Annotated in this window: 13 protein-coding genes and 8 pseudogenes; 16 read left to right on the top strand and 5 right to left on the bottom strand. The window is 71.0% G+C overall.

The features are described 5' to 3' along the window. The first annotated feature begins 28 nt into the window (after nucleotides 1-28). Nucleotides 29-298 (top strand): AbrB/MazE/SpoVT family DNA-binding domain-containing protein, encoded by a 270-nt coding sequence (locus ACODNG_RS02375; protein WP_434522281.1) that lies wholly within the window; start codon nucleotides 29-31, stop codon nucleotides 296-298. A gap of 15 nt (nucleotides 299-313) precedes the next feature. Beyond that, nucleotides 314-664 carry a type II toxin-antitoxin system PemK/MazF family toxin gene (locus ACODNG_RS02370; protein WP_434522280.1) on the top strand — a complete coding sequence of 117 codons (351 nt, stop codon included), beginning with the start codon at nucleotides 314-316 and terminating at the stop codon, nucleotides 662-664. A 149-nt stretch (nucleotides 665-813) separates the two neighbouring features. Here the strand turns inward: ACODNG_RS02370 and ACODNG_RS02365 are convergent, their stop codons facing one another. Then, on the bottom strand, nucleotides 814-1,596 hold the full coding sequence (locus ACODNG_RS02365; protein ID WP_434522279.1) for an alpha/beta hydrolase: 783 nt from the start codon (nucleotides 1,594-1,596) through the stop codon (nucleotides 814-816). Between the two features lie 459 nt (nucleotides 1,597-2,055). Between ACODNG_RS02365 and ACODNG_RS02360 the strand changes: the two genes are divergently transcribed. The 5 genes and pseudogenes from ACODNG_RS02360 to ACODNG_RS02340 all read left to right on the top strand — a co-directional run bounded on the left by ACODNG_RS02360 (nucleotide 2,056) and on the right by ACODNG_RS02340 (nucleotide 8,041). Further along, nucleotides 2,056-2,982, top strand: a complete 927-nt coding sequence (locus ACODNG_RS02360; protein ID WP_434522278.1) for a CehA/McbA family metallohydrolase — start codon at nucleotides 2,056-2,058, stop codon at nucleotides 2,980-2,982. Nucleotides 2,983-3,073: 91 nt separating this feature from the next. Then, nucleotides 3,074-3,226 (top strand): hypothetical protein, encoded by a 153-nt coding sequence (locus ACODNG_RS02355; RefSeq protein WP_434522277.1) that lies wholly within the window; start codon nucleotides 3,074-3,076, stop codon nucleotides 3,224-3,226. Beyond that, nucleotides 3,223-4,568, top strand: a pseudogene (locus ACODNG_RS02350) (glycerate kinase type-2 family protein). Before ACODNG_RS02355 ends, ACODNG_RS02350 begins: the two are co-directional and overlap by 4 nt. 168 nt (nucleotides 4,569-4,736) lie before the next feature. Next, nucleotides 4,737-5,996, top strand: a complete 1,260-nt coding sequence (locus tag ACODNG_RS02345; protein WP_434522276.1) for a molybdopterin molybdotransferase MoeA — start codon at nucleotides 4,737-4,739, stop codon at nucleotides 5,994-5,996. Then, a complete protein-coding gene (locus ACODNG_RS02340; protein ID WP_434522275.1) occupies nucleotides 5,993-8,041 on the top strand; it encodes a molybdopterin biosynthesis protein in 2,049 nt (682 codons plus the stop codon). The genes ACODNG_RS02345 and ACODNG_RS02340 overlap by 4 nt, the downstream gene beginning before the upstream one ends. On the opposite strand, the gene ACODNG_RS02335 is transcribed toward ACODNG_RS02340, so the two are convergent. The 3 genes and pseudogenes from ACODNG_RS02335 to ACODNG_RS02325 form a co-directional block, all read right to left on the bottom strand. Beyond that, complete coding sequence (locus ACODNG_RS02335) at nucleotides 8,011-8,508, bottom strand: PaaI family thioesterase (RefSeq protein ID WP_434522274.1); 498 nt, start codon at nucleotides 8,506-8,508, stop codon at nucleotides 8,011-8,013. The two genes, ACODNG_RS02340 and ACODNG_RS02335, sit on opposite strands and share 31 nt — an antisense overlap. A 74-nt stretch (nucleotides 8,509-8,582) precedes the next feature. After that, entirely contained in the window at nucleotides 8,583-9,569 is a 987-nt protein-coding gene (locus tag ACODNG_RS02330; protein WP_434522273.1) for a hypothetical protein, read from the bottom strand. Then, nucleotides 9,566-11,242 (bottom strand): annotated as a pseudogene (locus tag ACODNG_RS02325) (histidine kinase N-terminal 7TM domain-containing protein). Before ACODNG_RS02325 ends, ACODNG_RS02330 begins: the two are co-directional and overlap by 4 nt. 138 nt (nucleotides 11,243-11,380) lie before the next feature. Between ACODNG_RS02325 and ACODNG_RS02320 the strand changes: the two are divergent. The 8 genes and pseudogenes from ACODNG_RS02320 to tgtA all read left to right on the top strand — a co-directional run bounded on the left by ACODNG_RS02320 (nucleotide 11,381) and on the right by tgtA (nucleotide 19,168). Next, a pseudogene (locus tag ACODNG_RS02320) lies at nucleotides 11,381-12,162 on the top strand (lipoyl protein ligase domain-containing protein). A 66-nt stretch (nucleotides 12,163-12,228) separates the two neighbouring features. Continuing rightward, nucleotides 12,229-12,636 (top strand): 30S ribosomal protein S6e, encoded by a 408-nt coding sequence (locus tag ACODNG_RS02315; RefSeq protein ID WP_434522272.1) that lies wholly within the window; start codon nucleotides 12,229-12,231, stop codon nucleotides 12,634-12,636. A 9-nt stretch (nucleotides 12,637-12,645) separates the two neighbouring features. Next, a complete protein-coding gene (locus tag ACODNG_RS02310) occupies nucleotides 12,646-13,113 on the top strand; it encodes a DUF7112 family protein (RefSeq protein WP_434522271.1) in 468 nt (155 codons plus the stop codon). A 99-nt stretch (nucleotides 13,114-13,212) separates the two neighbouring features. Continuing rightward, nucleotides 13,213-14,299 (top strand): annotated as a pseudogene (gene ahbB, locus ACODNG_RS02305) (siroheme decarboxylase subunit beta). A gap of 31 nt (nucleotides 14,300-14,330) precedes the next feature. Then, a pseudogene (locus tag ACODNG_RS02300) lies at nucleotides 14,331-15,022 on the top strand (precorrin-2 dehydrogenase/sirohydrochlorin ferrochelatase family protein). Further along, nucleotides 15,019-16,359, top strand: a complete 1,341-nt coding sequence (gene hemA / locus ACODNG_RS02295) for a glutamyl-tRNA reductase (protein ID WP_434522270.1) — start codon at nucleotides 15,019-15,021, stop codon at nucleotides 16,357-16,359. Before ACODNG_RS02300 ends, hemA begins: the two are co-directional and overlap by 4 nt. Nucleotides 16,360-16,822: 463 nt before the next feature. Continuing rightward, a pseudogene (locus tag ACODNG_RS02290) lies at nucleotides 16,823-17,598 on the top strand (Nif3-like dinuclear metal center hexameric protein). A gap of 90 nt (nucleotides 17,599-17,688) precedes the next feature. Then, nucleotides 17,689-19,168: pseudogene (tgtA, locus tag ACODNG_RS02285) on the top strand (tRNA guanosine(15) transglycosylase TgtA). A gap of 87 nt (nucleotides 19,169-19,255) precedes the next feature. On the opposite strand, the gene ACODNG_RS02280 reads toward tgtA, so the two are convergent. Beyond that, entirely contained in the window at nucleotides 19,256-19,588 is a 333-nt protein-coding gene (locus tag ACODNG_RS02280) for a 30S ribosomal protein S10 (protein ID WP_434522269.1), read from the bottom strand. A 173-nt stretch (nucleotides 19,589-19,761) separates the two neighbouring features. On the opposite strand from ACODNG_RS02280, the pseudogene ACODNG_RS02275 reads away from it, so the two are divergent. Beyond that, a pseudogene (locus ACODNG_RS02275) lies at nucleotides 19,762-20,207 on the top strand (bis(5'-nucleosyl)-tetraphosphatase). The last annotated feature ends 22 nt before the right edge of the window (nucleotides 20,208-20,229 follow it).

Below are 20,229 nucleotides of genomic sequence, written 5' to 3'. Positions count from 1 at the left end.
TATCAGTATGAACAAAGTATGAATAGGTATGCCCGAACACAAACGGAAAGTCGGAGATCGGGGGCAGGTGACGATTCCGAAGGAACTGCGGGACCGTCGTGGCATCAAAGGCGGTGACGAAGTTGAATTCGTCGAAGTGAATAACGAGATCATAATCAAACCGCCGACAGATGAAGAACGGCTTGCTGAAGGATATCGAAAGAGGGCCGAGCGGTCTCGTGAGTTGGCTGAAGAAATGGAAGAAGCATCCGCAGAAGCAACCGGGCATCTCGGTGACGCACCCGGCTGGAGCGAGTGAATTCTGGAGTCAAGTGTGCAGGTACGCCGCGGCGACATTGTCATCGTTGAACTGAATCCCACGAAAGGGAGTGAGCAGCAAGGAAAGAGCCGGCCTTGTGTTGTCATCCAGAACGATGTTGGGAATCAGTACTCACCGACAACCATCATCGCTCCGTTCACAACGCAGTACACGTCTGGAAACACGTACCCGTTCGAGGTGGAAGTACTGGCTTCGGATACTGCCCTCGATCACGATTCAGTGGCAGATCTCAGTCAAATCCGGGTTGTCGACATCGACGAACGTGTGAAAAAGAACATTGGATCTGTCCCGTCATCAGATATGGTAAAAATCGACTCGGCAATCAAAGAAAGCCTCGGCATTTGAGCGAAAAGTTTCGGCAGTGTATCGTCTGTATTGACCGAAACGGGGCCTGAATATATCACTTGCTGAGGATTTCAACAGAGCCGCTCTGTTGAAATCCTATTCTTCAGATATATTCTCGCCTGAAACAGCCGGCCAATGAAGCTGCGGATTTACCGAGACTGGAGTTGTTCGATGAATGTCACAGTTTGGTTCACCGTTCGCTCAAACCATGGCTTCTCGGTGAAAAAGAAGTGGTCGCCCGGTGGCGTGTGTAATTCGACATCCACACCAGCAATATTGAGTACGTCACGGTATGCCCGTGTTTCACGCATTGTGAGCCACTCATCGTCCTCCGCGAGATACAGCAGCGCCGGCGGATGTGCAGACGTGACGCGCTCTCGGGGGGACGCCTCACGGTATCGCTCGGGAATCTCGGTCGGTGATCCGCCCATGAAGTCTGCCGTTTCACCGTCTTTCTTCGCACCGAGTAGGTCATAGGGGCCATCGAAGCAGACGAGCCCATCGACTGTCGTTGCAGCGTCTTCGTATTCGTCATCGGGTGTCGACTCGCTCGTCGCAGTTGTCGCCGTTAACGCAGCGAGATGGGCACCAGCTGAGTGACCACAAAGCACTATTTGACGTGGTATGGTTCCAAACGGCTTCTCGGACCGAACCCATCGGACTGCACTTTTGACGTCCAATAGGGCGGCGGGATACGTCGCCTCACCGGATAGCCGATAATCAATCGTCAATGCGGGAAACCCCCGCTCGGCAAGGGCACGGCACCGGTCGTCGAAGAACGACCGGTCGCCACGATTCCAAACGCCGCCATGAACACAGATGAGGACTGTCTGTCTCCACTCATCGTCAGCTGGTAGAAACATGTTTGCAAGAAGTTTACGTTCAGGGGTTTGTTTGAACTCGATATCTTGCTTCGCAGTTAGTTCATTCATATAGTTTCTAATGAAATGACTGACATAAAATCCCACCGAGTGGTCGGCTAAATGGCCAAGCAAGTTCCATCGCGTGAGCAAGCGAGACCTCCGGTCTCGCCCTGTTCCTGCTCGCTTCGCTGCGCGGGCAGCGACTTCCGTGCTCCCGCTCGCTCCGTTCGCGGGAACGCACCTCACACCTCCCCAGCCTCGTCGCGGCCGCTTTTAAGCGGCCGCGACTCCCTCGCGCGTGCGGTCGCCGGACTACGTCCGGCTGCCAGAGGGACCGAAGGTCCCTCGCTGTTCGCCCCGCGGTGTGGCGCTCACCGGCACGCAGGGAGGCGCGACGCGCCTCTTACAGCCGGCGGCAGAGCCGCCGGCGACGCCACCGCACCGTGTTCATTTATAAACGCTCGCGATTCCATCACGCCGACGGCCGTCGCTCGCCCATTTATATAGTTCCCGCCGCGTAGTCCGAGCGTGTCCCGCGTCACCGTCAGTATCGACCCGCACGTCCACTCCGAAGGGAGCTACGACGGCCACGAGCCGGTCGAGCTGATTCTCGAACACGCGGCCGAGATTGGACTCGACGCGGTCGTCATCACCGACCACGACGTGATCCGGGAGTCGAAACGCGCCGCGGAAATCGCCTCGGAGTACGGGCTGATCGGCATTCCCGGCGTGGAGGTGTCGACCGCGCACGGCCACCTGCTCGCGATCGGCGTCGACCGGATGCCGCCGCGCGGCCGCCCGTACGCGGAGACGGTTCGGAAGATCCACGAGCAGGGCGGCGTCGCGGTCGTCCCCCACCCCTTCCAGCGCTCGCGCCACGGCGTCCGCCAGCGCAACATCCCGACGCCCGGCTCGGCCGACGAGACCGCCGACGGGACCCGGAAACCGGACCGAGGCTCCGACCGCGCCGATCCGGTCGCCGAGACCGGCGGCGTCGAGACGTCCGGCGCGGTCGACGAGGTCGACGCGATCGAGGTGTTCAACGCCTGGCTGTTCACGGGGTACCGAAACCGTCGCGCGCGGCGGTTCGCGGCCGAACACGGCTACCCCGGAATTGCCGCCAGCGACGCCCACCACCTCCAGTACGTCGGTCGGGCGTTCACCGAGCTGGGGATCGAGGGCCGGGAGTCGCCGGACGAGGTCACCGCGGACGACGTGCTGACGGCGATCCGTCGCGGCACGACGACCGTCGACGGCCGGGGCGCGCCGATCCGGATGGCGGCGAAACACTACGTCGGCGCCGCCGGGCGCCGGTCGGCGTACTACGCCCGGACCGGCGCGGTCCGGGGCGTTCGAGCCACCAAGCGGACCGCGGTCGATGGGGCGGTGGCCGCGAAGGTCGCCGCCCTCCAGTCGGCCCACCGCACCCGGCGGCTCCTCTCGTGGTTCGCCTGACGGGACGAGTCGAGAGGCGGTCCGGGACCCGGGAGCGCCGGCGGCCGCGAACGAGAGAGGGTTTTTTCCTGCGGTCTCGAAACGTCCGAGCATGAGCCACGACAGACCTGCCTCCGGGTTCGGGCGGCGAACTCGGGCGGACGGCGGCGGGGCGGCCGAACGGACCGACGCGCGGACGCCGCGGTCCGGTCTGACCGCGGGCACCCACGCTGGCGGCGCGGCCGCGGGGGGCACGGACGCATGATCGAGGGGTCCGACCGCCTCGCGTCGAGCGAGGCCCGAGAGACCGCGCTCGAATGTGTCGAGGCCGGCATCGAGGCCGGCCACCCGAGGACGGTCGTCCGGGAGGCCGTCGCGCTCGACGGGACGGACCTCCGGATCGCGGACGCGACCTACGACCTCAGCGAGTACGAGGAGGTCGTCGTCCTCGGCGGGGGGAACGCCGCGGCGCACGTCGCCGCCGCGCTCGAACGCGAGCTCGGCGACCGGATCGACCGCGGCGTTGTCGTCACGGACGACCTCACAGCCACGGAACGCGTGACGGTCCGCGAGGGGGACCACCCGATGCCGAGCGAGCGCGGGGCTGACGGGACTCGAGAGCTGCTCTCCGCGGCCGACGCCGCGGACGCTGACACGTTCGTCTTGGCGGCGATAACGGGCGGCGGGAGCGCGCTCATGGCCGCGCCCGCGGGGCGCGTCTCGCTGGCCGCCCTTCGGGACACGACCGACGCCCTGCTCGAGAGCGGGGCGGACATCCACGAGATCAACGCGGTCCGCAAACACCTCTCGGCGTTGAAGGGCGGTCGGCTCGCCCGCCGCGCCGCGCCCGCGACGGTCGTCTCGCTGGTCCTCAGCGACGTCGTCGGCAACGACCTGAGCGCCATCGCGAGCGGACCCCTGGTCCCCGACGAATCGACGTTTGCGGACGCGCTCGCGGTGCTCGAACGGTACGGGATCGACGCGCCGGACGCCGTCCGGACCCGTCTCGAACGCGGGGCGGCCGGCGAAATCGACGAGACTCCCGCTCCCGGCGACCCCGCGTTCGACGCCGTCTCGACCCACGTCGTCGCCGACGGGATGGCAGTCCTCCGGGCGGCCCGGTCGGCGGCGGCCGAACGCGGCTACGAGACGCTGGTGCTCTCCTCGCGGGTCCGCGGCGAGTCCCGGGAGGCGGCCACGACGCACGTCGCCGTCGCTGAGGAGGTCCGGGCGACCGGGACGCCGGTCTCGCCGCCCGCGGTGCTGCTCTCCGGCGGCGAGACGACGGTGACGGTCCACGGCGACGGGACCGGCGGTCCGAATCAGGAGTTCGCGACGAGCGCGGCGCTCGACCTCCGCGGCGACGGTCCGGACGCCGGCGTTCGGGGGAGATCGCAGTGGCCGCCGTCGACACCGACGGGATCGACGGCGCGACCGACGCGGCGGGCGCGCTGGTCGACGGAGCGACCGTCACGGATCCAGACGCGGCCCGCGAGGCGCTCGCCGACAACGACGTGTATCCGTATCTCGACGCCCGCGACGCCCTCGTGCGGACGGGCGCGACCGGGACGAACCTGAACGATCTGCGGGTGCTGGTCGTTCCCTAAAGGACCAGTCCCGCGGCGTTCCGGAAGACAGCGATCCAACAGTTGAACGCACACGGGTCGCGACCGATGTGTGGCGCCGCGGCACGTTCCGATCACCGCCGGACTCCGCCGGGGACCGCGCCCCGCGAAGGTCCGGGCTTTTTGCCCGCGGACGCGAAATTCACCCCCATGAGTCACGACAGACGCGAGTCCGGATTCAAGCGGCGGACCCGGGTCGCGGACGCGAGGGCGGCGCTGCTCGACGCCGTCACGCCGCACGACCGGACGGAGACCGTCCCGGTCGAGGCGGCCGACGGCCGGGTCGTCGCCGAACCGATCGACGCGCCGGCGCCGGTGCCGGGATACGATCGGGCCGCGATGGACGGGTACGCGGTCCGCGCGAGCGACACCTTCGGTGCCGGCGACCGCTCGCCCGCCGTTCTGACCGCTAAGCCCGCTGAGACCGACGCGATCGCGCCCGGCGAGGCGGCCCGCGTCCACACCGGAAGCGCGGTGCCCGAGGGAGCGGACGCGGTCGTGATGATCGAGCGGGTCGAGGCGGTCGGCGACGAGGTGGAGGTGTTCGACGCGGTCGCGGACGGCGAGAACGTCGGCGAGGCTGGCGAGGACGTCGCCGACGGCCAGCGCTGCTTCGAGCCGGGCCACGTCCTGCGGCCCTCCGACCTCGGTCTCCTGCGCTCGGTCGGTCTCGATCAGGTCCGGGTCAGAGAGCCGCCCGAGGTGGCCGTTATCCCGACCGGCGAGGAGCTGGTCGAGTCCGACCCCGGTCCCGGCGAGGTGATCGAGACGAACGGACTCACCGTCTCGCGGCTCGTCGAGCGCTGGGGCGGCGCGGCGCGCTACCGCGACGTCGTCACCGACGACCCGGACGCGCTGCGGGAGGCGGTCGCGGCCGACCTCGACGCCGACGTGGTCGTCACCACCGGCGGCTCCTCGGTCGGCGAGCGGGACCTTATCCCCGAGGTCGTCGACGAACTCGGGGAGGTGCTCGTCCACGGCGTCGCGCTGAAGCCCGGCCACCCGGTGTGTCTCGGCCGCGCCGAGGGGACGCCGATCGTCTCGCTGCCGGGGTACCCGGTCGCGCTGATCGTCAACGCGGCGCAGTTCCTCCGGCCCGCGACGAAACGGGCGGGCGGCACCGACGCTGAGCCGTTCCCGAGGCGGCGCGCGACGCTCGCTCGGAAGGTCGCGAGCGAACCCGGCGTGCGGACGTTCGCGCGGGTGACGCTCTCGGACCCGGACGGCGACGGGGCGTCGTCCGAGGAGGGAGTCGACGCGCTCCCGACCGCGACGCCGACCCGCGCGAGCGGCTCCGGGATCCTCTCCAGCGTCGCGCTCGCAGACGGCTGGGTCGTCGTCCCCGAGCCGCGGGAGGGACTCGACGCGGGCGAGACCGTCGACGTGGAGCTGTGGGAGGTGACGCCGTGAGCGACCGCAAGGAGTTCCGCGACCTCGCGACGCCCGCGGCCGCCCACGAGGCGATCGCGTCGCTCGACCTCTCGCCGGCGCCGGAAACGGTCCCGCTGCGGGAGGCGCGCGGCCGCGTCCTCGCCGAGCGGGTCGACGCCGCCATCGACGTGCCCGGCTTCGACCGCGCCTCGATGGACGGGTACGCTGTCCGCGCGCGCGACACCTTCGGCGCCGACGAGGCCGACCCCGCCGAACTCGACCTCGTCGGCGCGGTCCACGCGGGCGCGGCGCCAGACGTCGCGGTCGAACCCGGGACCTGCGCGGAGATATCGACAGGCGCGGTGATGCCCGACGGCGCGGACGCGGTCGTGATGGTCGAGCGGACGGACGAGATCGGCGCGGGCGATTCTGAGTCCTCACGGATCGCGGTCCGCACCTCGGTCGCGCCCGGCGACCACGTGATGACCGCCGGGACCGACATCGCCGCCGGCGCCCGCGCGCTCGGTCCCGGAACGCGGCTGACGCCCCGCGAGATCGGCCTGCTGTCGGCGCTCGGCGTCGACGAGGTCCCGGTCCAGGGACGCCCGCGGGTCGGGGTCGTCTCCACCGGCGACGAACTCGTGCGGCCGGGCGAGGAGCTCGACCCCGAGCGCGGCGAGATCTACGACGTGAACTCGACGACGATCGCCGCGGGCGTCGAGGAGGCGGGCGGCGAACCCGTCCTCTACCCCCACGCCGGCGACGACTACGACGAGATGGAGCGGCTGCTCCGCCGGGCGGCAGACGAGTGCGATCTCGTGCTCTCCTCGGGGTCGACCTCGGCGAGCGCGGTCGACGTGATCTACCGCGTGATCGAGGCGCGCGGCGAGCTGCTCCTCCACGGCGTCGCCGTCAAGCCCGGCAAGCCGATGCTCGTCGGGCGGCTGGATCGCGGGGGAAACGACGCGACAGGAGGCGATCGCGCCGGCGAGTCGGCGTACATCGGACTCCCCGGCTACCCGGTGTCCGCGCTCACCATCTTCCGGACGTTCGTCGCGCCCGCGATCCGCGAGGCCGCCGGCCAGCCGGAGCCGGCGACGGCGACCGTCGAGGGGCGGATGGGCGTCGGCGAGCGCTACGGCGAGGGCCGCCTGCGCCTGATGCCGGTCGGCCTACTCGACCTCGACGAGGCCGCGACGGAGGGGGGTGACGACCGCCCGCTCGTCTACCCGGTCGACAAGGGGTCGGGCGCGACGACGAGCCTCGTCGAGGCGGACGGGGTCGTCGCGGTCGACCCGGACACGGAGTACCTCGATGTCGGCGAATCGGTCTCCGTCGACCTGTTCTCGCCCGACGTGCGCCCGCCGACGCTGCTCGGCGTCGGCGAGGACGACCCCGCGCTCAACCGCCTGCTCGACCGGCTCGCGAACCCCCGGTACCTCGACGTCGGATCTCGGGAGGGACTCCGGCGCCTCCGCGACGGCGTCCCCGACGTCGCCGTGACCGCGGGACCGACCGACCGCGACGTCGACGCCGCGGAACTCGGCGGTTGGAGCCGCGAGTGGGGACTCGTCGTGCCCGACGGGAACCCGGAGGGAGTGGGCGGGCTCGCGGACCTCGTCGACCGCGACCTCCGCTTCCGGAACCGCCCGACCGTCTCGGGACTCCGCCGGAGCCTCGACGCGGCGCTCGACGACCTCGCGGGCGAGCGCGACGCCGACCGCCGCGCGCTCGCGGAGCGGATCGACGGCTACGAACGAACCGCGAAGGCGTTCGAGAGCCCGATCCGCGCCGTCGTCGCCGGCGACGCGGACGCGGGACTCGGTCTCCGCGAGACGGCGGACCGGATCGGCTGCGGGTTCGTCCCGCTCGGTGAGCAGTCGGTCGTCGTCCGGGCCGCTTCCGACCGCGTCGACCGCAGGCCGGTCGCGGCGCTGGCGGCGGAACTCGGCGGTGGCGCCGACGCCGACATCGACGCCGAGGAGGCGGGCGCGGCCGATAGCGCGTCCGACGGCCGGCCCGACCTCGACGCGATCCTCGCCGACCTGCCGGGCTACTCGCGGAACAGTCGGAACGAACCCTGACCGACGACGACCTCGGAGCGATCTTCCTCGGTCTCGCCGTCCCCCTCGGCCGCTTCGCCCCCGTTTCCGGCCGTGGTGACGGTCATCTCGCTGACCCCGATCGAGCCGCCGGCCCGCACCACCTCGGCCTCTGCGCGGAGGTCGCCGTCCGCGGGCCGGAGGTAGTTCGCGTTGAGGTTCACGGTCGCCACGCCGCCGGCGAGCGGGTCCTCGAACGTCGTGCGCTGGGCGACGCCGCCCGCCGTGTCGATCAGCGTCGCCGCGACGCCGCCGTGGATCGTCCGCCCGTCCGCGTTCGTGAGCTTGTCGTCGAAGGGGATCGAGAGGACGACGCGCCCGCGCTCGATCGTCTCGACCGACGTGTTCAGCCACGAGAGGTAGCCGTGTTCGTCCTCCAGCTTCTCCTCGACGTACGCCGTCGCGGCCGACGGGAGCGGATCCATCTCGGCGATCTCCGTGCGGTCCATATCTCGGAGATATCCCGAGACGGCTTGTAGCCCCCGCAAACGCGAGACAACCGGCGATCGATTGACGGTCTCGATCACCCGACGCCGAGCCGGATCGGGTCGTCGCTGGAGACAACCGCGACCGTCACCGACTCCCCGATGTCGAACTCGCTGTCCGGGCAGACGACCTTGACGCCGACCCGGTCGGCGCGCGCCGCGAACAGCGACAGCCCAACGACGCGCTCGCCGTTCGCGAGGACGTCGACGGGCGCCCACTCGACGCGCGGCGCGCCCGGTTCCGACCCCGCCTTCCCGCCGTGTCCGGCCGCGGTTCCGATTCGGGTCCCGAGGAGGGACAGCGAGTCGCCCGCCCCGGCGGACTCACCGACCGCCCCGAACGTCCCGCCGCCCGCGTAGTGCGTCAGCCCGCCGTCGAGCGGGACTCCCTCGTCGCTCGCGAGCGCCGCGAACGCCGGGCCGGACTCGGACCGACCCGGGTCCGCGCGCCGCGGCCCGTCGAGGACGACGTGCGCCGGGGCGCGCTCGACGACGGTTCCGGTCCCGTCCCACGCGACCGGCTCGACGGGGGCGTCGACGGCGACCGGGAGCGACCCGCTCGCCCTGTGCGGATCCGCGTCCGGCGGGCGGAAGCCGAGGTGGACGTGGTCGTCGACCCACCGGCCGAAGAAGCCGGAGCGCGTCGTCGGGCCGAGCGCGTCGCCGACGGCCACCCGGTCGCCGGGAGACACCTCGGGGATCACGTGGAGGAGCCGCGCAACGGTGCCGGGGGGAGCGCCGGCGCGGGCGCACCACTCGTCGGCGAGGTCGACGACGATCAGGTGGTCCTCGTCGGCCGCGTACGGGCGGTCCGGACAGCCGACGGTTCGGACCTCGCGGACGACGCCGGCGACCGGGGAGCGCCCGACGCCGTCGCCCGGGTAGAGGTCGACCGCCCGGCCGCGGTCGTGGGCGGGGTACGGGGAGTTGAACCGCGAGAACTTCTCGTACCGCTCGACGACGGCCGCGGGGAGCGAGACCGTCGCACTCGGCGGCTCCGACTCCCCGGTCGGCGTTCCGGTCACCCGTCCGCCGCCTCCATCCCCTCGATGGCGAAGCGCGCGCCGCCGGCGTCGGACTCGGCGACTGAGAGCGTCCAGCCGTGGGCCTCGACGATGTCGCCGACGATCGCCAGCCCCAGTCCGGTGCCGCCGCCGAGCGACACGCCGCGCTCGGTGACGCGCCCGCGCTCCCCGGGCGGGATCCCGGGACCGTCGTCGCCGACCGCGAGCGAGACCGCCTCGCCGTCCGACGCGATGGAGACGGTGACGGCGACGTCCTCGCCCGCGTGGTCGATCGCGTTGCGGAACAGGTTCGAGATCAGCTGTTCGAGGCGGTCGCGGTCGGCCAACGCGGTCGCGTCGCCGTCGACGGCCAGCGTCGCGTCCGCGGTTTCGAGCCGGGACCAGACGCGCCTGACCGTCGCGTCCAGCGAGACGCGGTCGAGGTCGTCGACCGTCTCCCCCGCCGTCGCCAGCGCGAGCAGCCCCTCGATCATGTCGTCCATCCGATCGTGGGCGTTCGCGGCCCGCTCTAAGGCGCCGTCCGGGTCGTCGCCGCGCTGGCGGGCCAGCTCGACGGCCGCGGACGCCGCGGCGAGGGGGTTCCGCAGGTCGTGGGAGACGACACCAGCGAACTCCTCGAGCCGCTCGTTCTGCCGTTCGAGTTCGGCCTCTCGCCGTTCGAGCGCCGCCTGCCGCTGTTCCCGCGCGGTCACGTCGCGGAGCAGGAACACGTGGCCGCGGTCGGTCCCGCGCGGGTCGGTTATCGGGTTCTCCTGGATGTCGAACTGGCGGTCGCCGATGATGATCGGGTGTTCGGAGCCGTCCTCCAGTCGCGGGAAGGCCTCCGAGAGCGACGAGCCGACCGCGTCGGGCGGGAGGAGCGCCTCGGCGGCCGGGTTGAGGTCGCGGATCCGGTCGTCCGAGCCGGAGACGATCACCGGGTCTTCGCATCACCTCGACGGCGGTGTCGCGCGCGACGACCGCGGCGTCCAGCGTGCCGAGCCAGAAGACGGTGCCGTACAGGAACACGCCGTGAATCACGAACGCCGTCGGCAGCCACGAGAGGTTCGCGTAGCTCCCGACGTCGACGAGCGTGGCGACGCTCGCCAGGAACGGGAACAGCGTGCCGAGCAGCACGACGAACGTCTGGAGCCGGTAGCGGTTTCCGGTTCGCTCGTAGAGGTCGACGACGAGGAGCGCGCCGGCGATGCACAGGCCGTACGCGAAGAGGACGAACGCCCAGCTCGCGGGACCGAGCCCGTACCCGAGCAGGGTGAACGGGCCGTCGGCGACGGGGGTCACCGAGCGCCGGGCCAGCCCGTGGGTCTCGCTCGACCATGCGAGTAGCACCCAGACGAACGCGGGCGTCGCGAGCGCGACGATCCGATTCTCCGTCCGCCAGCGGTCGTGCCCGGTGAACGCGAGCGCGAAGCAGATCCAGAGGACGGGGAGCGCCCCGAGGAGCGGCGTCGCTAGGTTGAGCGCGACCGTCATCGCGGTCTCGCCGGGTGCCGCGACCCGGAGGGCGTACAGGAGGGAGACGCCGCCCCCGCAGAGCAGGTAGAGCGCGACCTCGATCCCCCCGGCTCGTCGCGTTCCCGCCACGCGACCCGGCCGAGCCAGAGTCCGATGACCCCCGCCAGGAGGCAGGCGGTCAGGTACGCTCGGACCGGCAGCGCGCCCAGGTCGCTCATCGATACCTGTATCACTTTCAGGGCCGACAAAACTGTTGTGTCACGCGCCGACGAGCGCGGCGCGAGACGGGAGACCGCGACCGGCGACCGCCACAACCGGCGCAAAGTGCTTGTGCGCCCCCAACCTGGATCCGATCCATGCGCGTGTACAGGGGGATCTCTCCTCGCCCACGGCCGACCGCGCGCCCGTCGCGGACCTGCTCGCGTCGGCCGCGGAGGGCGTCCCGGCCGTGCGCGTCACCGCGCCGCCGCGACAGGTCGCGTTCGGCCGCCGCGACGCCCGCGAGGCCGGATTCGCGGAGGCGAAGCGCGCGGCGCGCGACGCGGGATTTCCGCCCGTCGAGCGGGACGTCGGCGGCCGCGCGGTCGCGTACACCGGCTCGACCCTCTCGGTCGGCGTCGCGGTGCCGACGGGCGACGGACGCGGGTCGATCGGGTCGCGGTACGAGGTCGCGGCCGAGACGCTCCGCGGCGCGCTCCGGGACCTCGGTGCGGACGTGGTACGTGGAGAGCCGCCGGACGCCTTCTGTCCCGGCGACCACTCGCTGCGGGTCGCGGGCGGCGGTGGTGAGGCGGGCGGGGCGGGCGTGACGGTCGGCGGGACCGGCGCGGACGGCGAGAGCGCTTCAGCCGGCGGAAAGGTCGCGGGTCTCGCGCAGCGCGTCCGCGCGGACGCGGCGCTCGTCGCCGGCGTCCTTGTCGTCTCGGCGGGGGACCCCGGTCCGATCGCGTCGGTCACCGACCCCGTCTACGACGCGCTCGACGTACCCTTCGACCCGGAGTCGGTCGGGAGCGTCGCCGACGCCGGCGGTCCGGACGACCCGGAGGCCGTCGCCCGCGCGGTCGAGGCCGCGTTCGTCGAGGGACCGTGGGGCGACGGCGAGCGCGAGATCGTCCGCGTCGACGGGGAAGACGCCTGAGCGCGGCGCGGCTCGCGGTTCCGACGTTTCGACGTGCTTTTTATGCGCGGGCATCTGGGTTCGCGCATGGCCGAATTCAAAATCGTCGTCGCCGACCCCGAGACCGGCGAGACGTTCCAGCGAGAGGTCGACGGACAGGACGCCAACCGATTCCTCGGTCGCGAACTCGGCGACGAGATCGGCGGCGACGCCGTCGGACTCTCCGAGCACACGATCGAACTCACCGGCGGCTCCGACGAGACCGGGCGCCCGATGCGCGAGGACGTTTCCGGCACCCGCCTGAAGGAGCTCCTCCTCGAAGGCGGCGTCGGCTTCGAGCCGTCCCGCGAGGGCGAGCGCAAGCGGATCACCGTCCGCGGCCGCGAGATCGACGACGACGTCGCGCAGATCAACGCGAGCGTCGTCGACGGCGACGGCGACGTGGCGGCCGCGTTCGGCGAGGGCGACGGGGACGACGCCGAAGACGACGAGTAACGGTCCCCGATGCCTCGCGTCCCCTCCGACGGCGAGGACGTTTCTTCGATCCGCGTCTCGCTCGCCCGGAGCGGCGGCACTCGTCGCCCCTGCGTCAGGCTCCCCGACGACGACGCGCTCGACGGGCGCGTCGAGTCCGGAACCTGTGAGGAACTCGGACTGGGCACGGGCGATATCGTTCGAGTCGCGATCGACCGCGAGGAGTACCACGCGCGCGTCGCGAGCGACTCGAAGGGGCGGCTCCTCCGTGGCGCGTTCGACAACCGGCGGCTCGCCCGCGAGGGCGGCGAGGGGACGAACCGCCTCGTCGAGTGGCTCGACGAGAACGGCCGGGAGCCGGACGACAGCGTCGTCCTCGACGTGGTGGTTCCCGGCGAGCTGTACGGACTTCGGATTCCGGGCGAGCGGACCGTCTACGACGCGAACCGGGGGCCGCGGTCGTCGCTCGCGGACATCGCCCGCGACGTCGACGAGTAGCGCAGCCGGGGCGACCGACGCGGCTCGCGCCGGTCCGCTCGTCCGACACCGCCGAGTCAGGCCGGATCGCTTATTCTCGCTCGGTTCCGAACTCGACTCATGCAGGAGGTCGACGCGGATCTGACGGCGCTCGACCGCGCGATCATCAACGGGTTCCAGGGCGGCTTCCCGGTCGCGGAGCGCCCCTTCGACGCGGCGGCGGTCGCGCTCCGCGAGCGCGGCGTCGACGTCACGGGCCCGGAGCTGTGCGAGCGCGTCCGCGAACTCGACGAGGAGGGAATCCTCTCGCGGTTCGGCGCGCTCGTCAACGCCGAGGAGATCGGCGGCGCCGCGTCGCTCGTGGCGATCCGACGCGCCCGAGGACCGCTACGAGGAGATCGCGGAGACGGTCAACGAGTTCACCGCGGTCGCGCACAACTACGAACGGGAGCATCCGCACCTCAACATGTGGTTCGTCGTGAGCGTCGCGGACCACCCGGACCCGGACAAGGACGGGAGCGACCGCGTCGAGGAGGTGCTCGCGGAGATCGAGGCGGCCACGGGTCAGGAGACGTACAACCTCCCGAAGCTCCGGGAATTCCACGTCGGCGCGAGGTTCCTCGTCGACGGACCGGTCCCCGACGGCGACGTGGACCTGTCGGACCTCGGTCCCGAGGTGACCCCCAGCGACCGCGGGACGCTCACCCCCGACGAGCGCGACCTCGTCGTCGAGATCCAGGGCGGGCTGCCGGTGACGGAGACGCCGTACGCCGACGTGGCGGCCGCCCTCGACGCCGACGTCGACTGGGTGATCGAGACGGTGAAGCGGTTCGAGCGGGAGGGGAAGGTGCGCCGCGTCGGCGTCATTCCCAACCACTACGCGCTCGGCTACACGGAGAACGGGATGACGGTCTGGAATGTGCCGGAGGAGGCCCTCGACGAGGTCGGTCCCGCCGTCGCGGAACTGGACTTCGTCACCCACTGCTACGAGCGCCCCCGGCACGCGGGCGTCTGGGAGTACAACTTCTTCGCGATGACGCACGGCCGCACGGAGGCGGAAAGCGAGCGCCGGATCGCGGAGGTACGCGAGCTGATGGACGAGCACTGGGACGTCGGCGCCGACGACTGGGACACCCTGTTCTCGACGCGCATCCTGAAGAAGACCGGCATCCGCATCGCGGACCGGGCGGACAGCAACACGGCGTGACCCGCCGAACCCGGACCCCCGGAGGTGCGCCGTGACGCCGCTGTACCACGACTTCGCAGGAGAGACGGTCGTCGTCTTCGGGGGCGGCTCAGTGGGTGCGCGGAAGGCCCGCGGGTTCGACGAGGCCGCCCGGATCGTCGTCGTCAGCCCCGAGTTCGACGAGCGGCTGCGCTCGCTCGCGGACGGACGCGACGGGAACGGAGGCGGCGACGGGAACGAAGCGCCGGCGATCGAACTGATACGCGCCGCCCCGAACGCCGACGCCGTGGGCGACTGGATCGACCGGTTCGACCCGGCGCTCGCGGTCGCCGCGACCGACGACGCCGCGGTCAACGCGGCCGTGGAGTCGGCCGCGCTCGATCGGGAATCTTGGTCAACCGGACGGACGTCTCGGGCGGGCGCGATCCGGGAAGCATCGTGGTGCCGGCGACAGTCGAGGACGACCCGGTGACCGTGGCGCTCTCGACGGGGGGGACCAGCCCCGCGCTCGCGAAGGCGCTGCGGGAGCGGATCGAAGCCGAGATCGAGGGCGCCGGCGAGATGGCGGCGCTCTCTGGCGAGATCCGCGAGGAGCTAAAATCGGCGGGTATCGACCCCGAGAAGCGCCGGGAAGCGGTCCGGCGCGTTGTCAGATCCCGGGGGGTTTGGAAGGGTTTACAAAAGGGGAGATCCAACGGACGGCAAGAGGCCGACACCGTGATCGAGGAGGTACTCAATCGATGAGAGAGACGGGTGCGATCGCCGGCGTGAGCGTCGCCCACGCCGACGCGACCGTCGACGAGATCGAGGCCGCCGGCGGCGACGGCGTCCGTGCGACCGTCTCCGACCTGCTCGCTCGCGAAGGGGTCGAAGAGGCGTTCGCGGTACAGACGTGTAACCGCTCGGAGGCGTACGTCGTCACCGACCGGACCGTCGACGGGGCGACGGCGCTGTCGACGTTCGCGCCGGACGTGCGCGGCGGCGCGGTCCGCCGCCTCGACCACGAGGAGAGCTTGGAACACCTGATGCGGGTCGCGTCCGGGCTGGAGTCGCTCGTGCTCGGCGAAGACCAGATCATCGGCCAGCTGCGCGAGGCCTACGAGGAGTCGAAGTCCGCCGGCGGGATCGGTCCCGTCCTCAAGGACGCCGTGACGAAGGCGCTCCACGTCGGCGAGCGCGCCCGGACGGAGACCGAGATCAACGAGGGCGTCGTCTCGCTCGGCTCCGCGGCGGTCCGGCTGGCGGCGAGCGAGATCGACCTGACCGACGGCACCGCCGTCGTCGTCGGCGCCGGCGAGATGGGGACGCTCGCGGCCCGCACGCTCGACGACACCGCCGTCTCGGAGATCGTCGTCGCGAACCGCACCGTCCCGCACGCGGAGTTCGTCGTCGAGGAGGTCGACACCCCCGCGGAGGCGGTGTCGCTCGCGGACCTCCCCGCGGTCATCCCCGAGGCCGACCTCGTCGTCACCGCGACGGGCAGCCCGGACCTGATCGTTCACCCGTCGTACGTCGACGGCGCCGGGCGGGTCGTCTGTATCGACATCGCGCAGCCGCGCGACGTGGACCCGGCCGCCGGCGCCCGCGAGGGCGTCACCGTCTACGACATCGACGACCTCGAAGACGTCACGCGCCGGACCCGCGAGAGCCGCGCGCAGGAGGCCCGCGACGTCGAGGCGATCATCGACGAGGAGCTGGACCGCATCCTGGAGGCGTACAAGCGCAAGCGCGCGGACGACGCCATCTCGTCGATGTACGCCGGCGCCGACCAGGTGAAGGCGCGCGAGCTCGACCGCGCGATGTCGAAGCTGGAGGCGCAGGGCGGCCTGACAGACGAGCAGCGCGAGACGGTCGCGGACCTGGCGGACGCGCTGGTCGGCCAGCTGCTCGCGGCGCCGACGCGCTCGCTCCGGGACGCCGCCGGCGAGGACGACTGGGAGACGATCCGGACCGCGCTCCGCCTGTTCGACCCCGAGTTCACGTCAGAGGCCGAGGGACCGGAGGAGGCGGATATTACTGACGCCGCGGCCGGCGGTCCCGACGCGGCCCCGGACTCCGTGGCTGAGGAGCTTGACGACTGAGTTCGTTTATAAGGGGTTGACAGCGGATCTGCGATGAACGGTTCCGATGCCCCAGTCGCTTGTTTATAAATAGCTGCTGGCGGATCGACGGAGAAAACCTCCAAAGCCCCAGCCGGGAGGCCGGCGCACGCTCGCTGCGCTCCTCGTCACTCGCTCCGCTCGTTCCTGCGGTGCTTGCGTCGCCTGCGCCGGCCTCCCGGCTGCCCCTTTGAGTCCCACCCCGCTCCGCACAGCACCGCAGCCTCACGCCTCCCCAGCCTCGTCAGTCGCCTCCGCTTCGCTCCGGCGACTGACTCCCTCGCGCGTGCGACTCGCGGCCTGCGGCCGCTCGTCGGCACGCGCCGCCGCACCGCGATTCATTTATAAACGGTCATCGGTGGAGTTACAGATCAACCGCATCTGCGACTCGATTTGATCCCGACGGACCGCCGCGCTTTATTCCCCGCCCGGTCCACGGTCCGGTATGAAGCTCTCCGAGTACGTCGACCGACTCGACGACGAACTCGACACGGCCGCGTACGCCGACGTCGACGCGAGCGCGAACGGGCTACAGGTCGGTCCGGACGACGGCGAAATTGAACGCGTCGCGTTCGCGGTCGACGCCGCGCAGGCGACGATCGAGACCGCGGCGGACGCGGGTGGAGACGTCCTCGTCGTCCATCACGGGATCTGCGGGGCGGCATCGAGCGCGTGACGGGGCGCACGCACGACCGGATCGCGGCCTTGGTCGAGAACGACATCGCGCTGTACGTCTCCCATCTCCCGCTCGACGGCCACTCGGAGCTGGGCAACGCCGCCGGCGTCGCCGACGCCGTCGGCCTTTCAGGGCGGGAGCCGTTCGGCGAGATCGGGCCGGTGACGATCGGAACGGTCGGCGAGACGGCGGCGCCGCGGTCGGCGGCGGCGATCCGCGAGACGCTCGACGGGTTCGACGGGCAGCCCGACGGCGAGGCGTCGCCGACCGAGGTGCTCGACTTCGGACCCGAGGAGATCGAGCGCGTCGCGGTCGTCACCGGCTCCGGCGTCGACTGGCTCGACGAGACGGTCGCGGCCGACGCGGACGCGCTGATCACCGGCGAGGGGAAAGGGAAGGTCTACCACGAGGCTCGGGAGGCCGGTCTCACGGTGTTCCTCGCCGGCCACTACGCCACGGAGACGTTCGGCGTCCGCGCGCTGGAGTCGCTGTCGAGCGAGTGGGGGCTGGAGACGACGTACGTCTCGCACCCGACGGGGCTGTAGGCCGCCGCGAACGGTCGCGTCCGAGCGCCCGGCTGGGGGCCCGTCACCGCCGAACGCAACCCTTACCGCCCGCGTCCGCGCAGTCGGGGTATGCGCGATCACTTCGAGATCCGGGACCACGACGCCGCCGGGCGGATCGGCCGGCTAGCAGGTCCCCCGCGCCGACGTCACGGTCGAGACGCCGGCGCTCCTGCCCGTGGTCAATCCCAACGTGCTCACGATCGAGCCGGAGCGGCTCGAATCGGAGTTCGGCGCGGAGATGCTGATCACGAACTCCTACATCATCCGCAGCACCGACCGCATCCGCGACCGCGCGGTCGACGAGGGACTCCACGAGTTCCTCGGCTTCGACGGCGCGATCATGACCGACTCCGGCTCCTTCCAGCTGGCCGAGTACGGCGACATCGACGTGACGACCGCGGAGATCATCGAGTTCCAGCGGCAGATTGGCAGCGACGTGGCGACCCCCGTCGACGTGCCCACGCCGCCCGACGCCGACCGCGAACAAGCTGAGCGGGAGCTGGCGACCACGCAGCAGGCGCTCGCGGACGCCGAGGACGCCGAGACCGGCGAGATGCTCGTCAACGCGCCGGTTCAGGGGTCGACGTATGCGGACCTCCGCGAAGATGCGGGGAGGCACGCGGCCGCGACCGACCTCGACGTGTTCCCGGTCGGCGCGATGGTGCCGCTGCTCAACTCCTACCGCTACGCCGAGACGGTCGAGGCGGTGCGCGCGGCGAAGCGCGGGCTCGGCCCGGGCGCGCCGGTCCACCTGTTCGGCGCCGGCCACCCGATGATGCTGGCGCTCGCGGTGGCGGCCGGCTGCGACCTGTTCGACTCGGCCGCCTACGCGCTGATGGCGCGCGACGGCCGCTACCTCACCGTCTCGGGGACCGAACACCTCGAAGAGCTCGACTACTTCCCCTGCTCGTGTCCTGTGTGCGCTGACCACACGCCGGCGGACCTCCGCGGGTTCGACGACGCGGAGACGGAGCGGCTGCTCGCCGAGCACAACCTCCACGTCACCTTCGAGGAGCTGCGCCGCGTGAAGGAGGCGATCCGGTCGGGGACGCTGCTCGAACTGGTCGACCGCCGCGCCCGCGGCCACCCGGCGATGCTCGACGGGTACCGCGCGCTGCTCGACCACGCCGACGAGCTGGAGCGCACCGACCCCGGCTCGAAGGACGCGTTCTTCTACACCTCCCACGAGGCGGCCCGCCGCCCGGAGGTAGATCGCCACCAGGACCGCCTCGCTCGGCTGGCGGCGCCCGAGAAGCTCCTCCTCACCGAGTCGAAGGCCCCCTCCGATCACGAGTACGACGCCGTGTGGCGCGTGAAACCCCCGTTCGGCCCGTACCCGCCCGCGCTCTCGGAGACGTACCCGCTCACCGCCGAGGTGCCCGAGCGAACCGACGACGCGGCGCAGGTCGCGGCCGCAGAGGGGGTCGTCGCGCTCGCGTCGGCCAACCCCGAGACGGCGCTCACGCTGGGGCACGACGCGTGGTGCGAGCGCGCGCTCGACCGGCTCCCGGACCGCGTCGAGACGGAGAACCTGCGGACGCTCGGCTGACGAGCGGGGCGCTGGCGGCGGGAATCCGTCGCGGCAAAAACCGCAGCCGTGACCGTTTCGACCGCCGGTTCGGCGGCGTCGCGCGCCTCAGTCCCGCCGGTGACCGAGCGGCTTCTTCTGGTCGACCTCGACCTCGACGTGGATCGAGTCGGGGAAGTCGCGCCCGACGACGTCGCGCGCGATGTCGTCGGCCCCGTGGATCTCCATCGAGCGCCGGTACACGTCGTAGCGCCACGGCGAGAACTCGTCGCCGGGCGAGAGGTTCTTGTACAGCGGGACGGTGACGGTCTCCGAGGGAGTCGCGTGCGGGCCTTTACACTCGGCGCCCTTGCGTTCGAGCGTCTCTTTGAGTTCCTGGACGGTCTCGGCGAGCACGTCGCGGTCGCCGGACGCGAAGTCGAGTTTCGTGACGAAGGTCATGGCTGGGGGTCGTGCGCAAATGGCCGCCCGAGCGGTAAAAACGCATCTACCCGCGGTCGGCGCGCGCGATCGACCCGCGAATCTCGTCCGCAGACCGGTCGACGCCGCCGAGTCGCTCGGATCTGTTCGGAAGTCCGACACGCTCTTTAGGGGTGATCGCTTACCTGCGGCTAATGACGGTCGAAGCGACCAGTGCCGGAGCTATCCTCTTCCGCGACACCCGCGGCGAACGGGAGTACCTGCTCCTGAAGAGCCGACCGGGGACTGGGAGTTCCCCAAAGGCGGGGTCGAGGGGGACGAGGAACTCCAGCAGACGGCGATACGGGAAGTCGGCGAGGAGGCCGGGATCGAGGATTTCCGGCTGATCGACGGCTTCCGCAAGGAGTACGACTACGTGTTCGAGGCGAACGGCAAGACCATCCACAAGACGGTCCACCTGTTCATCGCCCGCTCGTTCGAGGCGAGCGCCGAGCTCTCGAAGGAACACCGCGACCTCCAGTGGCGCGACTACGACCAGGCGCTCAACACGATCACCCAGGACGGTCCCCGCGAGATCTTAGAGGAGGCACACGAGTACCTCGACGAGCGGAAAGACGAGGAGAACGGCAAGTACGTCTGATCGGGATGCTGGGGCGGACCGC

This window comes from Halorubrum sp. AS12 (assembly GCF_051122765.1).
In the GTDB taxonomy this organism is placed as follows: Archaea; Halobacteriota; Halobacteria; order Halobacteriales; family Haloferacaceae; genus Halorubrum; species Halorubrum trapanicum.
The sequence above is the reverse complement of the archived record's forward strand: the minus strand, read 5'-3'. Positions and strand labels throughout refer to the sequence as shown.